The organism is Ruegeria sp. H3 (assembly GCF_056533095.1).
Map to the genome: position 1 here is coordinate 59,696 of NZ_JBQFOD010000005.1, position 17,199 is coordinate 76,894.

20 protein-coding genes are annotated in these 17,199 nt (G+C 58.1%); 8 read left to right on the forward strand and 12 right to left on the reverse strand.

Annotated features, from left to right (window positions below):
* Positions 1-11: 11 nt before the first annotated feature.
* Both ACR0JE_RS07905 and ACR0JE_RS07910 read left to right on the forward strand, forming a co-directional pair.
* Positions 12-227, forward strand: coding sequence for a YMGG-like glycine zipper-containing protein (locus ACR0JE_RS07905; protein WP_480548738.1), 216 nt, complete (start codon positions 12-14; stop codon positions 225-227).
* A 5-nt stretch (positions 228-232) separates the two neighbouring features.
* Positions 233-601 (forward strand): hypothetical protein, encoded by a 369-nt coding sequence (locus ACR0JE_RS07910; protein ID WP_480863792.1) that lies wholly within the window; start codon positions 233-235, stop codon positions 599-601.
* 16 nt (positions 602-617) lie between these two features.
* On the opposite strand, the gene ACR0JE_RS07915 is transcribed toward ACR0JE_RS07910, so the two are convergent.
* Together ACR0JE_RS07915 and ACR0JE_RS07920 are read right to left on the reverse strand one after the other, a co-directional pair.
* The gene (locus tag ACR0JE_RS07915) at positions 618-1,376 is read right to left on the reverse strand and encodes an SDR family NAD(P)-dependent oxidoreductase (RefSeq protein ID WP_480863793.1); all 759 of its coding nucleotides are present in this window, start codon (positions 1,374-1,376) and stop codon (positions 618-620) included.
* Between the two features lie 77 nt (positions 1,377-1,453).
* Positions 1,454-1,648, reverse strand: coding sequence for a SlyX family protein (locus ACR0JE_RS07920; protein ID WP_170536130.1), 195 nt, complete (start codon positions 1,646-1,648; stop codon positions 1,454-1,456).
* Positions 1,649-1,773: 125 nt separating this feature from the next.
* On the opposite strand from ACR0JE_RS07920, the gene hisS reads away from it, so the two are divergent.
* The 3 genes from hisS to hisG are packed head-to-tail and all read left to right on the forward strand — an operon-like array spanning position 1,774 to position 5,039.
* On the forward strand, positions 1,774-3,261 hold the full coding sequence (gene hisS / locus ACR0JE_RS07925) for a histidine--tRNA ligase (RefSeq protein WP_480863795.1): 1,488 nt from the start codon (positions 1,774-1,776) through the stop codon (positions 3,259-3,261).
* Between the two features lie 3 nt (positions 3,262-3,264).
* Positions 3,265-4,353: an ATP phosphoribosyltransferase regulatory subunit gene (locus ACR0JE_RS07930; RefSeq protein WP_480863796.1), complete on the forward strand. Its 1,089-nt coding sequence runs from the start codon at positions 3,265-3,267 to the stop codon at positions 4,351-4,353.
* Entirely contained in the window at positions 4,350-5,039 is a 690-nt protein-coding gene (hisG, locus tag ACR0JE_RS07935; protein WP_480863797.1) for an ATP phosphoribosyltransferase, read from the forward strand. The genes ACR0JE_RS07930 and hisG overlap by 4 nt, the downstream gene beginning before the upstream one ends.
* Here hisG and ACR0JE_RS07940 read toward each other — a convergent pair whose 3' ends face one another.
* Positions 5,040-5,471: a DUF1489 family protein gene (locus ACR0JE_RS07940; RefSeq protein WP_480863798.1), complete on the reverse strand. Its 432-nt coding sequence runs from the start codon at positions 5,469-5,471 to the stop codon at positions 5,040-5,042. It abuts the gene before it with no gap.
* Positions 5,472-5,605: 134 nt separating this feature from the next.
* On the opposite strand from ACR0JE_RS07940, the gene ACR0JE_RS07945 reads away from it, so the two are divergent.
* On the forward strand, positions 5,606-7,888 hold the full coding sequence (locus tag ACR0JE_RS07945) for an adenosylcobalamin-dependent ribonucleoside-diphosphate reductase (RefSeq protein WP_480863799.1): 2,283 nt from the start codon (positions 5,606-5,608) through the stop codon (positions 7,886-7,888).
* Positions 7,889-8,031: 143 nt separating this feature from the next.
* Here the strand turns inward: ACR0JE_RS07945 and ureG are convergent, their stop codons facing one another.
* The 9 genes from ureG to ACR0JE_RS07990 form a co-directional block, all read right to left on the reverse strand.
* A complete protein-coding gene (gene ureG, locus ACR0JE_RS07950; protein WP_480863800.1) occupies positions 8,032-8,679 on the reverse strand; it encodes an urease accessory protein UreG in 648 nt (215 codons plus the stop codon).
* A complete protein-coding gene (locus ACR0JE_RS07955; protein WP_480548754.1) occupies positions 8,676-9,329 on the reverse strand; it encodes an urease accessory protein UreF in 654 nt (217 codons plus the stop codon). The genes ureG and ACR0JE_RS07955 overlap by 4 nt, the downstream gene beginning before the upstream one ends.
* Complete coding sequence (locus ACR0JE_RS07960; RefSeq protein WP_480827985.1) at positions 9,313-9,765, reverse strand: urease accessory protein UreE; 453 nt, start codon at positions 9,763-9,765, stop codon at positions 9,313-9,315. The genes ACR0JE_RS07955 and ACR0JE_RS07960 overlap by 17 nt, the downstream gene beginning before the upstream one ends.
* A 28-nt stretch (positions 9,766-9,793) precedes the next feature.
* Complete coding sequence (locus tag ACR0JE_RS07965) at positions 9,794-10,018, reverse strand: DUF1127 domain-containing protein (RefSeq protein ID WP_480544241.1); 225 nt, start codon at positions 10,016-10,018, stop codon at positions 9,794-9,796.
* 130 nt (positions 10,019-10,148) lie between these two features.
* Complete coding sequence (gene ureC, locus ACR0JE_RS07970) at positions 10,149-11,909, reverse strand: urease subunit alpha (protein ID WP_480863801.1); 1,761 nt, start codon at positions 11,907-11,909, stop codon at positions 10,149-10,151.
* Complete coding sequence (locus ACR0JE_RS07975) at positions 11,909-12,214, reverse strand: urease subunit beta (protein ID WP_480863802.1); 306 nt, start codon at positions 12,212-12,214, stop codon at positions 11,909-11,911. Before ACR0JE_RS07975 ends, ureC begins: the two co-directional genes overlap by 1 nt.
* Positions 12,211-12,372, reverse strand: a complete 162-nt coding sequence (locus ACR0JE_RS07980) for a hypothetical protein (RefSeq protein ID WP_480544238.1) — start codon at positions 12,370-12,372, stop codon at positions 12,211-12,213. Before ACR0JE_RS07980 ends, ACR0JE_RS07975 begins: the two co-directional genes overlap by 4 nt.
* Before the next feature lie 15 nt (positions 12,373-12,387).
* Complete coding sequence (locus tag ACR0JE_RS07985) at positions 12,388-12,690, reverse strand: urease subunit gamma (protein ID WP_480499696.1); 303 nt, start codon at positions 12,688-12,690, stop codon at positions 12,388-12,390.
* A 1-nt stretch (position 12,691) separates the two neighbouring features.
* Positions 12,692-13,501: an urease accessory protein UreD gene (locus ACR0JE_RS07990; RefSeq protein WP_480863803.1), complete on the reverse strand. Its 810-nt coding sequence runs from the start codon at positions 13,499-13,501 to the stop codon at positions 12,692-12,694.
* 403 nt (positions 13,502-13,904) lie between these two features.
* Here ACR0JE_RS07990 and urtA point away from each other — a divergent pair, with 403 nt between their 5' ends.
* On the forward strand, positions 13,905-15,185 hold the full coding sequence (urtA, locus tag ACR0JE_RS07995; RefSeq protein WP_480863804.1) for an urea ABC transporter substrate-binding protein: 1,281 nt from the start codon (positions 13,905-13,907) through the stop codon (positions 15,183-15,185).
* Positions 15,186-15,246: 61 nt separating this feature from the next.
* A complete protein-coding gene (gene urtB / locus ACR0JE_RS08000) occupies positions 15,247-17,199 on the forward strand; it encodes an urea ABC transporter permease subunit UrtB (protein WP_480863806.1) in 1,953 nt (650 codons plus the stop codon).

Here is a 17,199-nt window from a genome sequence, read left to right on the forward strand (position 1 = left end):
AGGGCATACTCATGGCGGTTTCAGGCCTGATGATTCGATCACTTGCACTGGCAGTTGTGGCGTCGCTGGCGCTGGCTTCGACTGCAGTGGCGGATGATAAGAAGAAGAAAAAGAACACCATCGAAGGCGCCTTGATCGGCGCGGGCGTTGGCGCGTTGCTGGGTGATGGCAAGGGCGCGGCGATTGGTGGCGTGGCCGGGGCCTTCATCGGGCATAACTGGAAATGAGAGCTATGCGTTTGAACCTATCAAAGTACGTGTTGGCCAGCTTTTGCTTGTCTTTGCCGTGTATGACCCTTGCCGACGAAGCTGCTGAACAGATGGTGCAGGATGCGCTGCCTCTGATGTATCATACCTGCGCCACGGTAGTGGAAGAGGCTGATGGCGATGAGACGATTATTTACGGGATCGTCGAAAAGATGACAGCCCTGTCGATCTATAACCGTCAGATCAATATCAACGATCACACCGGTTCGGATGAGGACAAAGCCCAGCTGCGAGAGGCGTTCATCGCCGCTTTGAGAGAGGGATGTGCCGAGGATAAGGATGCCTTGCTCGGCGGCGTGGTCGATAATGCGGTGAAGACGACGTTGGGGTTGTGATCCCAGGGTTGGTTACTCAGTCGGGAGTCCGCAAGGCAGGCAGGCCCACGCCTGTACTATCGAAACCACCATCTGATGCAATCACTTGACCTGTCACATAGCTGGCTCTGTCTGAGCATAGGAAAAAGATCACCTGCGCGATCTCGTCTTCTGAGCCGTAGCGGTTCAGTGGTATGGCGTCATGATAGGCAGCGATGATTTCGGGCGTGTGAACGGCCATGGCAAGCTTGGTGCGGACCGGACCAGGACAGACGCAGTTGGCGCGAATGCCATATTCGCCCAATTCAGCGGCTTGCTGCTTGGTCAGATGGATCACGCCGGCCTTTGAGGTTCCGTAAGCAACGCGCAGGGTGCTGGCCCGCAGGCCCGAGATTGACGCGATGTTGACGATTGCGCCTCGACTTTCTTTCAGTGCGGGTATCGCGGCCTGAGACACCAAAAAGACCCCGTCCAGATTTGTTTCCATAACCCGGCGCCACATCTCAAAGCCGTGTTGTTCGATCGGTCCGAAATCCGCAACCCCGGCATTATTCACCACGGCGTCTATTCGACCGAATTCCGCCATGACGGTTTGTATCATATCGTCGACCTGATCGGGGTCCGAAATATCGGCAACAATGGGCATTGCGCCCTCAAGATCGCGTGCTGCCAGAGCCAATGTTTCTGCGTCCCGGTCGATCATCGCAACATTCCACCCGTCCGCCAGAAACAGTTTGGTGGTTGCCAGACCGATGCCACGTGCGGCACCCGTTACCAACGCGAGTTTCTGTACCATGGGGTCTCTCCTGTCAGTGAAGCGCGGCGGGTTCATTGGGATGTGGGCAAGCGCACTGTTTGACGCTCAATCAAGGGTCAATAATGCGGGGGCCGCTCATCTCCGAACACGACCCCACCCGAGCCTTCCTGTGCTCGTTCCGCCTCGCGCTGTAACAGCATCTCAACCCGTCTTGTCAGGCGGTCGATCTCGCTTTGCTGCCGGGTGACAACCGTATTCAACTCCTCAACCGTGCGCGACAGATGGGCGATCTGTTCTTCCAGATGCTGCATTGTGGTCTCCTTCGGGGTTGGTCATAGCCCTCCGCAAGACCCAATGCCAGCGAAACCCCGCCTTGCCCCGATGCGGGCCATGAGATAGACCGCGCGCGGAACACTATGCCCCAAGGACGCCCCACATGGCCAAGCCCAAGAAACAGCCCCGCCCCAAGGCCGTAACGCCAAAAGGGTTCCGTGACTATTTCGGCGAGGAAGTCACGCAGCGCACCGAGATGCTGCGGACGATTGCGGGCGTGTATCATCGTTACGGGTTCGACGCCTTGGAGAGCAGCGCGGTTGAGACGGTTGAGGCGCTGGGCAAGTTTCTTCCGGATGTGGATCGCCCGAATGAGGGCGTGTTCGCGTGGCAGGAGTTCGAGGAGGGCGGCAAGGGCGATTGGATGGCCCTGCGCTATGACCTGACCGCGCCTTTGGCCCGGGTCTATGCACAGCATCGTAACGACCTGCCCACGCCCTATCGCCGTTACGCGATGGGTCCGGTTTGGCGCAACGAAAAGCCGGGGCCGGGGCGGTATCGTCAGTTTTATCAGTGCGATGCGGATACGGTTGGCACGGCTTCGATGGCCGCAGATGCCGAGATCTGTGCGATGCTGTCGGATACGTTGGAAGAAGTCGGCATCCCACGCAGCGACTATCTGGTGCGCGTGAACAATCGCAAGGTGCTGAACGGTGTGCTGGAGGCGATGGGATTGGGCGAAGATGTTACTGCCCGCGACAATGTCCTGCGCACCATCGACAAGTTCGACAAGGTGGGGGAGGCCGGCGTCCGCGAGCTGCTGACCAAAGGGCGACTGGATGCCTCTGGTGCGTTTATTGATGGTGTAGGTCTCAGCGAAGATCAGGCTGAGCCGGTCATTGCCTTCCTGACGTCCAAAGCTGCGGATACGTCCGGTACGCTGGCCAACTTGCGCGCCGCTGTTGGCGACAGCAAGATCGGTGCAGACGGTATTGCCGAACTGGAACAGATTGGTGCGCTGCTGGATGCAGGCGGTTATGGGTCTGACCGGATTGAGATCGACCCATCAGTTGTACGCGGTCTCGGCTACTACACCGGACCAGTCTACGAGGCTGAGCTGACTTTCGAAATTTTCGACGAAAAAGGCCGCAAGCGTCAGTTCGGCTCGGTCTCGGGCGGCGGTCGTTACGACGATCTGGTCAAGCGGTTCACCGGGCAGGAAGTGCCTGCGACCGGAATCTCAATTGGTGTTGATCGACTGCTGGCCGCCCTGCGTGAAAAAGGCCGCCTGAGCGCGCAGGCCAAAGGTCCGGTGGTTGTAACCGTCATGGATCGCGACCGCATGGCCGACTATCAGGCGATGGTTGCCGAACTGCGAAACGCGGGTATCCGGGCCGAAGTCTACCTGGGCAACCTCAAGAACTTCGGCAACCAGTTGAAATATGCGGACAAGCGGAACTCGCCCATTGCAGTGATCGAAGGCGGCGACGAAAAGGCCAATGGGATCGTCCAGATCAAGGACCTGATCCTGGGGGCCAAGATCGCCGAAAGCGCCACGCTGGAGGAATGGAAAGAGCGCCCCAGCCAGTTCGAAGTGCCGCGTACTGATCTGGTCGCCAAGGTGCGTGAAATTTTGGACAGTCAGGACTGACCCATGGCCAACCGTTCCCAGATACAGGCCCGCGCTGCGATGATGCGTGTCCGTTTTGAGGCTGCGGGCGCTCAGGTGGTGGATACGCCTCTGTTGCAACCGGCAGACACGCTGCTGGACCTTTACGGTGAGGATATTCGCGGACGCGCTTACATCACTTCGGATGCGCTGCGGGGCGAACAGATGTTGCGCCCGGACTTTACCTTGCCGGTGGTGCAAATGCACATGCGCGACGGCGCTGAACCTGCGCGGTATACCTATTCGGGTGAAGTGTTTCGCCGTCAGGAGCATGATCCGGATCGATCCAATGAATATATTCAGGTCGGCTATGAGGTGTTTGACCGCAACGATCCGGCCGGGGCGGATGCCGAGGTGTTCTCGCTTATCGCTTTGCAATTGCGCGGGTTGCCTTTGCGGGCTGCGACCGGGGATATCGGGATACTGATTGCCGCCGTCGAAGGGTTACGCACAACAGACCGCCGAAAGGCGGCGTTGATGCGCCATCTGTGGCGGCCGCGCCGGTTCCGCGCTCTGCTGGATCGGTACGCGGGCCGCAAGTCTGGGTCTGAAGGGCGCGATGCTCTGCTAGATTCCACTGACCCGCTGTCGTTCGATTTTCCGATGATCGGCAAGCGCCGAGCGCCAGAGATTGCCGAACGGATCGAAGCGCTGCGCGAGGATCGCAATGCGCCGCCCATTTCTGACAATGAGTTGGTGGGGCTGGAAACCCTGTTGAATGTGCGCGAGACGATGCCTTTTGCGCTGGAACAGCTGCGGGATGTGGCGGTCGATCTGCCGCAGATCACCCCGGCGCTGGACCGACTTGAGGCGCGGATTGCAGCCCTGCAGGCGCGCGGCGTGGATGTCGAACGGCTGGATTTCGAGGCGTCCTATGGCCGGACATCGATGGAATACTACGATGGGTTTGTTTTTGGCTTCTATGCCGAGGGTCGACCTGATCTGCCGCCGATTGCCACGGGCGGGCGCTATGATGCGCTGACACGGCAATTGGGTGACGGGTCTGAGATCCCCGCAATTGGTGGCGTGATCCGACCCGACCTGATGCTGGACATCGAGGAGGCCGCGCAATGAGTGTAAAGCTGGGCGTGCCCTCGAAGGGCCGGTTGATGGACAAGACATTCTCGTGGTTCAAAAAGCGCGGCATTACCCTGTCGCGCAGTGGATCGGATCGGGAATATGCCGGAACGGTAGGTGGTATCGAAGGGGTTTCTCTGATCCTACTCTCTGCCGGTGAAATCCCGCGCGAACTGGCTTCGGGCCGTATTCATCTAGGCGTGACCGGCAACGATCTGGTGCAAGAAAAGCTGCCGCGCTGGGAACAGCAGGTTGCTGAGGTTTCAGCGCTGGGCTTTGGCCGGGCCGATCTGATCATTGCGACGCCTGCCTGCTGGGTCGATGTAGATACGTTGGATGATCTGGACGCGGCGGCAGCCGCATTCCGTAAGGTACATGGGCACCGGCTGCGGATCGCCACCAAATTCCACCGGCTGGTGCGCGAGTTTCTTACCGATGCGGGCGTCGCGGATTACACTCTGGTTGATAGTCAGGGCGCGACCGAAGGCACGGTGATGAACGAAACCGCTGAAGCAATCGCCGATATCACCTCCACCGGAGAAACACTGCGGGCCAACCACCTCAAGGTTCTGTCGGATGGGTTGATCTTGCAATCGCAGGCGACGTTGTGGCGTAGCCGGGTGGCCAAGCTTGATGCGGCCGACAAAGCGGTTCTGAGCGAATTGCTGGAGCGGTTGCAGTAACTACAGAACGCCGATTTCAGCCAGCGCGCGGTTCAGATCGTCGGGCAGGGCGTCCTCCTGCGCGCGGTTTTTGGGTAGGTCGGCGGGTGTGTCTTCCGGTTTGAGATAACGCCAGCCTTGAAACGGACGTTTCAGGGCGTTTTGGGTGCGATGTACCTCGGGGTCCAGCACTATGGCGCAGCGACGGATACCATCCTCGCCGCGCACTTCATCCAGCCGAAGGATACGTTGGCGGCACTGAACGACACCCTTGATGACCCAGTAGATGGACCCACCGTTCAGAATCTCGGCTTCACGCTTGGGCCACATACGCGTGACATGGCGCGGGCAGCCATCCTCGTACAGCGGTTTGCGACTGTCCTGCCAGGCCTGCAACGTGTCCACGCTTTCAGAGCCAACCGAAAGTTTTATGAGATTTACATACTTATCCACAATTTGCCCACCGAGTCTTCCAGAAGGAATTCGTTAAGATGGTAGGGTTAACCACCCAAATCATCAAGTTATGGTAGCGCTTTGTGATGAAAATGGTCTATCTTGTATGCCTCTTAGCTAAGTAGGAATCACCAATGAGCCGCTTTGCCGCCCCCATCGCCGAGCAAATCTGGGATATGAAATACCGCTTTAAACAAGCGGATGGCACGCCCATCGATCAGACGGTCGAAGACAGCTGGCGGCGCATCGCCCGCGATCTGGCCCGGGTGGAAAAAGACCCCGCGCAATGGGAAGGCAAGTTCTACGAGGCGCTGGAGGATTTCAAATATCTGCCCGCCGGCCGCATCACTGCTGGGGCAGGCACCGCGCGTCAGGTGACCCTGTTCAACTGCTTTGTCATGGGCACGATACCGGACAGCATGGGCGGTATCTTCGACATGCTGAGAGAGGCGGCCCTGACAATGCAGCAGGGTGGCGGGATCGGCTATGATTTCTCGACCATTCGTCCGCGCGGTGCGGATGTGCATGGGGTGGCTGCGGATGCCTCTGGCCCGCTGTCATTCATGGATGTCTGGGATGCTATGTGCCGGACCATCATGTCTGCAGGCTCGCGCCGTGGGGCGATGATGGCCACCATGCGGTGCGATCATCCGGATATTGAGCAGTTCATCACCGCCAAATCTGACCCCGCGCGCTTGCGCATGTTCAATATGTCCGTGCTGGTGACTGATCCCTTCATGGAAGCCGTCAAGGCCGATGGACCATGGGAGTTGGTGTTCGATGGCAAGGTCTATCATACCGTGCAGGCGCGTGATCTGTGGAACAAGATCATGCAGGCCACATATGACTATGCCGAGCCCGGTGTCATCTTCATCGACCGGATCAATCAGGCCAATAACCTAAGCTATGTTGAAACCATCGCGGCAACCAACCCCTGTGGTGAACAGCCATTGCCGCCGTATGGGGCTTGTCTGCTGGGTTCGGTCAATCTGGCCCGATTGGTGGCGGAGCCGTTTGAGGACGCAGCGCATCTGGATGAAGCAGCCCTGCAAGAGTTGGTCGCCACCGCTGTCCGCATGATGGACAACGTGGTGGACGCATCGAAGTTTCCATTGGTCGAGCAAGAGGCTGAAGCGCAGGATAAACGCCGCATCGGATTGGGCGTCACCGGGTTGGCCGATGCGCTTCTGATGCTGGGCCTGCGCTATGGCTCGGACGAGGCGGCGCGACAGACCGAACGCTGGTTGCACGCGATCGCCCGCGCCGCGTATCTGGCGTCGGTCGACTTGGCAAAGGAAAAAGGGGCGTTCCCCCTGTTCGATGCCGAGAAGTATCTGGCCAGTGGTACGATGCAGCAGATGGACGCAGATGTGCGGGATGCGATCCGCGAACACGGAATCCGTAACGCGCTGCTGACCTCGATTGCGCCGACGGGGACGATTTCTCTTTACGCTGGCAACGTGTCGTCAGGGATCGAACCGGTCTTTGCCTATGCCTACACCCGCAAGGTGCTGCAGAAAGATGGCTCGCGTACCGAGGAAGAAGTGGTGGACTATGCCGTCCAGATGTGGCGCGACAAGTTTGGTGATACCGAACTGCCGGATTACTTCGTCAACGCGCAGACTCTGTCGCCGTCTGATCATGTGAAAATGCAGGCGGCGGCGCAGAAATGGATCGACAGTTCAATTTCCAAGACGATCAACTGCCCGGAAGATATCAGCTTTGACGCGTTCAAGGACGTGTACATGCAGGCCTGGGATCAGGGTTGCAAAGGCTGCACCACCTATCGGCCCAACGACGTGACTGGCTCGGTCCTGACCGTGTCAGAGAGTGACGATAAGGCACCAGGCGAGAGCGCCAGCGCACCGCATGAGGTGGATGGCGGCGATGTGATTTACATGTCCGAGCCACTGGACCGCCCGCAATCTCTGGAAGGGTCGACCTACAAGCTAAAATGGCCGGACAGCGAACACGCGATCTATCTGACGATCAACGACATCGTAATCGCAGGCCGCCGCCGGCCGTTTGAGGTGTTCATCAACTCGAAGAATATGGAGCACTACGCCTGGACCCTTGCCCTGACTCGAATGATCTCGGCCGTGTTCCGCCGAGGCGGGGATGTGTCATTCGTTGTGGAAGAGTTAAAGGCCGTCTTCGATCCCCGTGGCGGGGCCTGGGTGAAAGGCAAGTATATCCCTTCGATTTTGGCCGCTATTGGCGGTGTCATCGAACAGCATATGGTCAATATCGGCTTTCTGGAAGGCGAGGGGATGGGGCTGAAATCCGACCCTCAGGCGCAGGTTGTCAACATGGATGCCCCACGCGGCAAGGCCTGCCCTTCTTGCGGGCAGTTTGACATGGTGATGATTGAGGGGTGCATGACCTGCAGAAGTTGCGGGCACTCCAAATGCGGATAGGCTGTGCAGAAGCCAACCATCGAGCGACGTGTCACGCGACATGAGCTAAGCGGCCCAATAAGACTGTCTTAGCGGGTGGTTATCAGAAACGGCGGCAGCGTTCTTCAAAAGCTGTTTGAATCTCTCGCAGGGACCAATCCTTCTCAGGCAGGCAGCGAGATATCTTGCGATTCAGTTGTCCTCAATCCGCCGATCTTCATCAAAAGATCGACTATCGCGTCCACCCCCTGCCTATGACGAAGCGATGAAAATAAAAAGGGTCGCCCGTTGCGCATTCTGTTGGCATCCCGCTCCATTACGTCCAGCGACGCGCCAACATGAGGGGCAAGGTCGGTTTTATTGATCACCAAGATGTCTGACTTTGTAATCGCGGGGCCACCTTTGCGGGGGATCTCTTCGCCAGCGGCAACGTCGATGACATAAATGGTCAGATCTGCAAGCTCCGGGCTGAACGTGGCTGAAAGATTGTCTCCTCCACTTTCGATCAAGACCACGTCGAGATCAGGATGACGTGTTCGCATTTCGGCAACGGCCGCCAGATTGATCGAGGCATCCTCGCGGATCGCCGTATGCGGACAACCGCCTGTTTCAACACCGATGATCCGATCCCGTGGCAAGACCTGCATGCGCATCAGCGCTTCGGCATCTTCCTGAGTGTAGATGTCATTGGTGATGACGCCGATTGAACAAACATCACGCAGTGCTTCGGATAGGGCGGCGGTCAAAGTGGTCTTGCCAGCGCCAACAGGGCCGCCAATCCCAACCCGCAAAGGGCCATTCATCTGAGTCATGTGCGAAACATCCTTGAATATTGGGTTTCATGTGTCATCGACGCGATGTCCGACAGAAACGCGGTTGAGGTCAGCTGGTCCAAGCCAGCCAAGTATGCATTCTGGGCGATCTGTTCACAAAGTGGTGTCAGGTCGCGGATCAGCCTTTGTGCATCCGTCTGACCCAGAGGCACCAGCCGCGTCGCGCAAGCGACCAGATTGCTGGCGAAAGCCTGCAGAAACATTTTGGCTGTTAGCAGGACCGGCAGGGCCTGCAAATGTGCGGCGCGTCCAACCGCAACAGGGTAGGAGAGTTGGGTAAGCTCTACAGCCCACACGTCGCCTGTTACTTGCCCGAATGCCTGACCCAGCAGATCGGTTTCCATGACCCGTTCGGACGATGCGCAAAAGGCCCGGGCCATCGAATCGATATCATCCAACGCGTCGACGTCTTGCGCGTTGTAGGCCGCAAAAAGGAACAAGGCATCGTTCCAACCAGACCCATGTTCCAGCACATCCCAAATCCAGGCCTTGGCATCCTGCGCAGATGCAACGGTGCCAGCGTCGATGGCAGCCTCCAATCCATGCGAATAGGCAAAGCCGCCTACTGGATAGGCAGGGGATAGCCATTGGGTCAGCGTCAGGATATCGGCGTCAGTGGGCGTGGCCATGTGTCCTGCCATGACCATAGGCCCCACCTTCGGGGGTAAAGGGTTCTCGCACTTCTCGCACCGTTGCGCCGATTTTTAGCAACATGTCGCGGATAACGTGATCGATCTGGATCAGCAGACGTTCGGCTTCGATCTGACAGGGTGTATGGCGATTGCCAATATGCCATGCAATGCGCGCCAGGTCCGGGGCTGTAACCTCCAGCAGGGCTTCGGGTGCCGCCTGTATTTTCACTTGGCGACCATCGTCCAGAACCAGCGCGCCGCCATGGTTCAGAGAGGTGGTCTGTGCCAGATCCACCAGAACTTGCATACCGCTTTCGCAGGTCAGCATTTTACGGCGCAAGAACCTGTCGTCATATGTCAGCGACAGTTCATCATTGGGATCACCGTGAAGATGATCCGAATATCGGTGGGCAGTGCAGAACAGGGCGGTCATAGAAACGCCCTATCTGCAGTTGCGGTGTTCAGCGCCAGACGGAGTCCGAAAAGACGTGATACACGATTTGGTCGCGAGAGATGCCGCGCTTTTTCAAAGCTTCGTCGCTGAGCGATTGCAGAAACTCGATTTGCTTCGAGCGTGATCGCGCTTCGGCCAAGGCTATCATCCCGTTGTAAAATGCCTCGCCAACAGAGCGGAAGAAGCCAGCAATCGAAAAGCCAGTGCGTGGGTTGGTTGTTGAATGTGCCATCAGGACCTCCAGTAAACTGGTCTAAGTTGGTCCTCCCTTGGTTTTCATACTTGGTCATTTCGTCCTCGGTGAGTAGAGGGCCTTTCGTCATGGCCGCGTTGCATATGCTGCATTGCAGCACAAATATTGATCAGAATAAAAAGTATCGCTGTGCCATAGGTAGAACTTCGGCCGGCTGGCAGATCAGCAACTCGCCATCTGCGCGGACCTCGTAGGTTTCCGGATCGACTTCGACATGCGGGGTCGCGTTGTTTAGCAGAAGATCCTGTTTGCTGATCTCCCGCGTGTTTTGAACGGCGACGGTTTGCTTTGCCAATCCCAGCGTATCGCCAATCCCGTCGGCCTGAGCGGCTTGAGAGACGAAGGTGATGGCGGAGTTTTCGACCGAGCGGCCATAAGCCCCGAACATAGGGCGGCTGTAAACTGGCTGCGGTGTCGGGATCGAAGCATTGGGATCGCCCATCTGCGCACACGCAATGGTGCCGCCCAGCAATACCATCTCGGGCTTCACGCCAAAGAAGGCCGGGTTCCATAGCACCAGATCGGCGCGTTTGCCTTCTTCGATACTGCCGATCTCGTGGCTCAGACCGTGCGCAATGGCCGGGTTGATCGTGTATTTCGCGATGTAGCGCCGGACACGCAAGTTGTCGTTAGCGCCCGTTTCTTCTGACAGGCGACCGCGTTGCTTTTTCATCTTGTCGGCGGTTTGCCAGGTGCGGATCAGAACTTCTCCGACCCGGCCCATGGCTTGGCTGTCCGAGGCGATGATGCTGAAGGCGCCGATGTCATGCAGAATATCCTCGGCGGCGATGGTCTCGCGCCGGATGCGACTTTCGGCAAAGGCCACATCTTCAGGGATGGATTTGTCGAGGTGATGGCAAACCATCAACATATCCAGATGTTCCTCGACCGTGTTCACAGTGAACGGGCGCGTGGGGTTGGTGGATGAGGGCAGAACGTGGTTCTCGCCGCAGATCTTGATAATATCTGGTGCGTGACCCCCACCTGCGCCTTCGGTGTGGAAAGCGTGGATCGTGCGACCTTTCATGGCGGCCACTGTGTTTTCGACAAAACCCGATTCATTGAGCGTATCGGTGTGGATCATCACCTGCACGTCCATCGCATCCGCGACCGAGAGGCAGCAGTCGATCGCGGCAGGGGTTGTTCCCCAATCCTCATGTAGTTTCAGCGCACAAGCCCCGGCTTTGACCTGTTCCTCAAGAGCGGCGGGTAGAGAAGCGTTGCCTTTGCCCGCAAATGCCAGGTTCATGGGAAACGCATCTGCTGCTTGCAGCATCCGTCCGATGTGCCAGGGGCCGGGCGTACAAGTCGTGGCCAATGTGCCATGTGCCGGACCGGTGCCGCCGCCCAGCATCGTAGTCAGGCCAGAATGCAGCGCGTCTTCAATCTGTTGCGGGCAGATGAAATGGATGTGGCTGTCGAATCCGCCTGCTGTTAGGATGCGCCCCTCGCCAGCAATGGCTTCGGTCCCCGGGCCGATGATGATATCGACGCCCGGCTGCGTATCCGGGTTTCCTGCCTTTCCGATCTTTTCGATGCGCCCGTCTTTGAGGCCCACATCCGCCTTGTAGATGCCCGAGTGGTCGACGATCAAAGCATTGGTGATGACCGTATCCACGGCCCCCGCAGCGCGCGTAACCTGAGATTGCCCCATCCCGTCGCGGATCACCTTACCTCCGCCGAACTTGACCTGTTCTCCGTAGAGCAGCGCGTTGTCACCGGTCCCTCCGGTCGCGGCTGCGCCGGCACGCTCGGCGGTCAGGTCGCGTTCGACTTCGATCACCAGATCGGTATCAGCCAGCCGCAGTTTGTCGCCGGTGGTGGGGCCGAACATGGCGGCATAGTCAGAGCGTTTGATTGTTGCGGGCATTAAAGCGATCCCATGACTTTTTGGTTGAACCCATAGATCTCCCGCGCTCCCCCGACAGGGATCAGCGAAACCTCGCGCGATTGACCCGGTTCGAACCGCACGGCGGTGCCTGGGGCGATGTCCAGGCGCATCCCGTGCGCGGCTGCCCGGTCGAAGTCGAGCGCTGGGTTGGTCTCGGCGAAATGATAGTGCGAGCCGACCTGAACCGGTCGGTCACCAGTATTGGCCACCATCAGTGTCAGCGCCGTTGCGCTTGCGTTCAGGGTAATCTGGCCTTCGGCCGGGAACAGCTCGCCGGGGATCATTTGTTCAGCTTTGCAATCACCGCGATGGCGGCCAGCGCGATGAGAGCCAGGCCAACGCCTAGAGCGATATAGTCCGTGCCATGGGCGTGAATATGCGTGTCGGTATGTGCCGCTGCAGGGCCAGCGAGGATGAAGGCGGGAAAGAGCATACGGGTCATATCAGGGTTCCTTTTTCAGCGGATGGGATTGTGGACTGTCACCAGCTTGGTGCCGTCGGGAAAGGTGGCCTCGACCTGAACCTCGTGGATCATCTCGGGCACGCCTTCCATGCATTGCGCGCGGCTGATCACCTCGGCCCCGGCCTGCATCATGTCGGCGACGGACCGACCATCGCGCGCGCCTTCAACCACCGCGTCGGTGATTAGAGCAATCGCCTCGGGGTGGTTCAGCTTGACGCCGCGCGCCAGCCGTTTGCGGGCAATTTCGGCAGCCATGGCAACCAGCAGCTTGTCTTTTTCACGAGGGGTCAGGTTCATCTCAGATCATCCAGCATCGGGGTAAAGTGTCGTTGTTCAATTGCCGCAGGATCGGGATCAAGGCGCGGCGCAACTCAAAACTGTTTGGTGTCAGTATCCTGACGACCAACATGTCATTTTTCAGCAGCGTAGCCCCCGCGGCCGTTTCTGGCAGCATCTTTCGGATCGCATCCAACTGACCTTCGGCAGCTGACGAAACATAGACGACCAGCGCCATTGCACCGGCGCCGTTGGCGATGTTGGGTCTGGCCAAATGGGCATTCAGATCGCCGTTGAACTGCATCGCATCCAGAAAGATGGGTTTGCCGTTCCTTCGAATTTCAATCCTGTCGCGCAGGCGAATGTCGGTCAGTACCTCGCCCATCGCCGCGCGCCCAAAGACCCAGGATTCCGCCATCAAAACCGAGGCTCCCGAGGTGAGATCAATACTCAGATGACGATCGAGCGCGCTGCCTTCGAACAAAATTGTCTCTTGCGGTAACCAAGTGAGCCGGGCGCCGGCATCGACTTTCAATAGGTTTGATATCTGGCCCGGCGGCCCCGGTTTAGCCTGATAGGCGCGTTCGCAGGCTTGTGTCGTAAGCGTCAGCGCCGTGCCCTCGGTTGCGTGACCCTGAAACTTGAACACATCACCGCCCGTAATCCCTCCGGCGGTGTTCAAAAGGACAGCATCCAGCGCATCCCCATCTGTCCGAGGGAACAGACATTTGAACGAACCTGATTGGCGAAACGCATTCAGAACCGAGGTTTTGCCCAAACGTTTTGTGCTGAGACGAACCGATCCCTGCGCGCGCGGCGGCGCGGCGGTCAAAGGGGGCGGTATCGAAGCGTGATGTGTAATGGCGGACCTGCAACGCAAAGAACTGTGTCGTCTGTTTTCCCTTTTCAGCGCCGGGACTCTATTCCAAGGGTCAGAATTCGAAGCGTTTCCTGAAGGGGCGTCTAAATTTTAGGCTTCACGCCGCCTGACTGATTAAAAAATAGTCAGGTGGGACTGATCTGCGGAAATGATCAATCCACGAATTGATAATGATGCTGCAATGCAGAAACCGTAAGCGTGCCCACTTGGGAAAAACCAAGGGTGTGTGACGGCTGCGCGAATTGGACCTCGAACACAACCGCCACACGTAACGCAACAACAGTTGCGGGGATCAGGTAGAAGAGAAACGCGCCTTTGTGCAAGCCCTCTCTCCCGGCCCCGCGAGGAGGATTACATGAAATCGCTCAAATCCACGCTTGCCGGATCGGTTGTTTTTACAGCTATAGCGACCGCTGCGTTGGCGGATGAAGATACGATCAAAGTTGGTGTTTTGCATTCGCTGTCTGGCACGATGGCAATCTCGGAAACTACGCTAAAAGACACGATGCTGATGCTGATCGACCAGCAAAACGCCAAGGGCGGCCTGCTAGGCAAACAGCTTGAGGCGGTTGTTGTCGACCCAGCCTCGGACTGGCCGCTATTTGCCGAAAAAGCGCGCGAGCTGCTGACTGTGCATGAGGTGGACGTGATCTTTGGCAACTGGACCTCGGTCAGCCGTAAGTCGGTTTTGCCGGTGATCGAAGAACTGAACGGCCTGCTGTTCTACCCGGTTCAGTATGAGGGCGAAGAGTCTTCGAAAAACGTATTCTACACAGGTGCCGCCCCGAACCAGCAGGCTATCCCTGCAACCGACTATTTCCTTGACGAGTTGGGCGTCGAGAAATTCGCTCTGCTCGGCACAGACTATGTCTACCCCCGGACCACCAACAACATCCTGGAAAGCTATCTGAAGGGTAAAGGCATCGCGGACGAGGATATCTTCGTCAACTACACCCCCTTTGGTCATTCTGACTGGTCCAAGATCGTCGCAGACGTTGTTGCGCTGGGTGCCGACGGTAAGAAAGTCGGCGTGATCTCGACCATCAATGGCGACGCGAATATCGGCTTCTATAAGGAGCTGGCTGCTGCGGGCGTTTCGGCGGATGACATCCCGGTCGTGGCCTTCTCGGTCGGTGAGGAAGAACTCTCGGGTCTGGATACCACCAACCTGGTCGGTCACCTGGCCGCGTGGAACTACTTCCAGTCGGCAGATACCGACGTGAACGCCGGTTTCGTTGAGACGTGGAAAGCCACCATGGGTGAAGACCGCGTGACCAATGACCCAATGGAAGCGCATTATATCGGCTTCAACATGTGGGTAAACGCCGCGACAGAGGCGGGCTCGACCGAGGTCGATGCTGTACGCTCAGCTATGTACGGGCAGGAATTCCCGAACCTGACCGGTGGCACGGCCGTAATGCTGCCGAACCACCACTTGGCCAAACCGGTTCTGATCGGTGAGATTCAGGAAGATGGACAGTTCGATATCATCAGCGAAACGGACGTCGTTCCGGGTGATGCATGGACAGATTTCCTGCCGGAATCGGCGGTTCTGATCTCGGATTGGAAAGAGCTGGGTTGCGGAATGTACAACACCGAGACCAAGACCTGCGTTCAGACCCTGTCGAACTACTAACCTTCTCGCAAGGCGGGTTTCATCGCCCGCCTTGCCCTAACGACGCCTCGGGTTTCACCACATGTTAAGACTATTCCTTGCGGGCCTCGCAATCCTATGCGCCTGCCTAACGGCCAATGCGCAAGAGAGCGGTTTGCAACCGATCCTGCAAGAGCATCAGGAGATCATCGCCAAAAGCTCGCGCAAAACGATTGGGCCTGCGATTGATGCGATTGCCAGCAGCGGGTTGTCGCAAGCGCAGGTGATGCTTGAGACATGGGCGGCCAAAGACGTGTGGATGCGCAAATCGGATGGCCTGTTCTTTGCCGGGAAAAAGGCTGAGGGGCGGTCGTATGAACTGACCGATTTCGACACCGGAGACGTCGTTGGAACGTTCGAGAAATCCGACCTGAAGCAGTTGAAACCCAATAGCGGCATCCGCGCGATGATTGGAACAGCTTTGGTCCAGTTCCAACTGACCGACCCGGACCGGGCAAAACGTCTGGCCGCTTTGGCTTCTATTCAACGCGATCCCGAAGGCGCTCTGTTGGAGCCGCTGCGCGCCTCGATTAACAACGAGCCCGATGCCGATCTGAAGGCGCAGAAGCAACGCCTCGAGCGGTTGCTGACTATCGGGTATGATGAGGATACCGCAGCGCGAGTTGCTGCAATTGAAGACATGTCCGACGATCTGGGAGTGGACGTCCGCGCGGCCCTGAACCCTTTGGTCGTGACGAAGCGACAGGCAGGCACAGAACTACCTGCTGATGCGAACATCGCCACTATTCTAGACCCCGGATCGGATGACCTGTCGCGGGGCGAGGCATATGACCTGTTGGTCGCCAATGACCTTGCCGCACCGCGCACGTCGCCCGATGACATACGCGCTGCACTGGCCGCCAATATCGACGGCGGCCGCGTGGGGGGCATTCCTGTCGCGCACCTGAACTCTGACGCCGTGCGTGTTCGGGCTTACGTTGCTCTGGCCGATGCCGGCTTCGTTCCAGCTTTGATCACCGACGCCGATATCGATACCGCTTTGGAAACGCATGTCTTCTTTGAGACCTACGCCGAACCCTTGCCCGAAGTCACAGCCGCCGCCGAAGAGGCGCTGGAGCAAATCGAGCTGAAGGTCGGCTTGAACCAGACCCTTGACCTGACGCTGGACGCGATCTCGTTGGCGTCGATCTATTTCCTGGCTGCCATCGGTCTGGCCATCACGTTCGGCGTGATGGGCGTGATCAACATGGCCCATGGCGAGTTCATCATGATGGGCGCCTACACCGGCTACGTCGTACAGCAGTTCATCCCCGACCATACGATTTCAATCATCGTCGCCATCCCGATGGCCTTTGCTGTCACCTTCGCCATGGGCGTCGCGATGGAGCGGCTGGTGATCCGTTGGCTCTACGCCCGCCCGCTTGAGACCCTGCTGGCGACGTTCGGCATCTCGATCGCCCTTCAGCAATTGGCCAAGAACATCTTTGGCACACAAGCGCGACCGCTAACCGCGCCCGGCTGGCTGGACGGGGCATGGGTGCTGAACGATGTTGTCTCGATCAGCTATATCCGCATCGCGATCTTCGTTCTGGCGATGATCTTTCTTGGGCTGTTCCTTTACATCATGAAACGTACCCGGTTGGGGCTTGAGATGCGCGCAGTGACGCAGAACCCACGCATGGCGGGATCGATGGGCATCAATCCGGGGCGCGTGAATATGCTGACCTTCGGCTTGGGCTCGGGCATTGCCGGGATCGCCGGGGTTGCGATTGGTCTATTCGCCAAGGTCACATCCGATCTGGGCAGCGACTATATCGTTCAAAGCTTCATGACCGTAGTCGTCGGCGGTGTCGGCAACATCTGGGGCGCGTTGGCGGGGGCCGGCATGATCGGCTTCTTGCAGAAGGGGATCGAGTGGATGAACCCGTCGAACACCCTCGCGGCCCAAACCTACATGATCATCTTCATCATCATTTTCATCCAGTTCCGGCCCAGGGGCATCATCGCCCTCAAGGGCCGCGCGGCGGGGGATTGA

What these genes read in the sequence shown, in the direction of transcription:
- ACR0JE_RS07930 (WP_480863796.1), top strand. Translation starts at nt 3,265, where the DNA reads ATGGCCAACCGTTCCCAGATACAGGCCCGCGCTGCGATGATGCGTGTC.
- ureC (WP_480863801.1), bottom strand. Translation starts at nt 11,909, where the DNA reads ATGCCCGCAACAATCAAACGCTCTGACTATGCCGCCATGTTCGGCCCC.
- urtB (WP_480863806.1), top strand. Translation starts at nt 15,247, where the DNA reads ATGTTAAGACTATTCCTTGCGGGCCTCGCAATCCTATGCGCCTGCCTA.
- ACR0JE_RS07905 (WP_480548738.1), top strand. Translation starts at nt 12, where the DNA reads ATGGCGGTTTCAGGCCTGATGATTCGATCACTTGCACTGGCAGTTGTG.
- ACR0JE_RS07910 (WP_480863792.1), top strand. Translation starts at nt 233, where the DNA reads ATGCGTTTGAACCTATCAAAGTACGTGTTGGCCAGCTTTTGCTTGTCT.
- ACR0JE_RS07945 (WP_480863799.1), top strand. Translation starts at nt 5,606, where the DNA reads ATGAGCCGCTTTGCCGCCCCCATCGCCGAGCAAATCTGGGATATGAAA.
- hisS (WP_480863795.1), top strand. Translation starts at nt 1,774, where the DNA reads ATGGCCAAGCCCAAGAAACAGCCCCGCCCCAAGGCCGTAACGCCAAAA.
- ACR0JE_RS07985 (WP_480499696.1), bottom strand. Translation starts at nt 12,690, where the DNA reads ATGAACCTGACCCCTCGTGAAAAAGACAAGCTGCTGGTTGCCATGGCT.
- ACR0JE_RS07920 (WP_170536130.1), bottom strand. Translation starts at nt 1,648, where the DNA reads ATGCAGCATCTGGAAGAACAGATCGCCCATCTGTCGCGCACGGTTGAG.
- urtA (WP_480863804.1), top strand. Translation starts at nt 13,905, where the DNA reads ATGAAATCGCTCAAATCCACGCTTGCCGGATCGGTTGTTTTTACAGCT.
- hisG (WP_480863797.1), top strand. Translation starts at nt 4,350, where the DNA reads ATGAGTGTAAAGCTGGGCGTGCCCTCGAAGGGCCGGTTGATGGACAAG.
- ACR0JE_RS07955 (WP_480548754.1), bottom strand. Translation starts at nt 9,329, where the DNA reads ATGGCCACGCCCACTGACGCCGATATCCTGACGCTGACCCAATGGCTA.
- ACR0JE_RS07915 (WP_480863793.1), bottom strand. Translation starts at nt 1,376, where the DNA reads ATGGTACAGAAACTCGCGTTGGTAACGGGTGCCGCACGTGGCATCGGT.
- ACR0JE_RS07980 (WP_480544238.1), bottom strand. Translation starts at nt 12,372, where the DNA reads ATGACCCGTATGCTCTTTCCCGCCTTCATCCTCGCTGGCCCTGCAGCG.
- ACR0JE_RS07965 (WP_480544241.1), bottom strand. Translation starts at nt 10,018, where the DNA reads ATGGCACATTCAACAACCAACCCACGCACTGGCTTTTCGATTGCTGGC.
- ACR0JE_RS07960 (WP_480827985.1), bottom strand. Translation starts at nt 9,765, where the DNA reads ATGACCGCCCTGTTCTGCACTGCCCACCGATATTCGGATCATCTTCAC.
- ureG (WP_480863800.1), bottom strand. Translation starts at nt 8,679, where the DNA reads ATGACTCAGATGAATGGCCCTTTGCGGGTTGGGATTGGCGGCCCTGTT.
- ACR0JE_RS07975 (WP_480863802.1), bottom strand. Translation starts at nt 12,214, where the DNA reads ATGATCCCCGGCGAGCTGTTCCCGGCCGAAGGCCAGATTACCCTGAAC.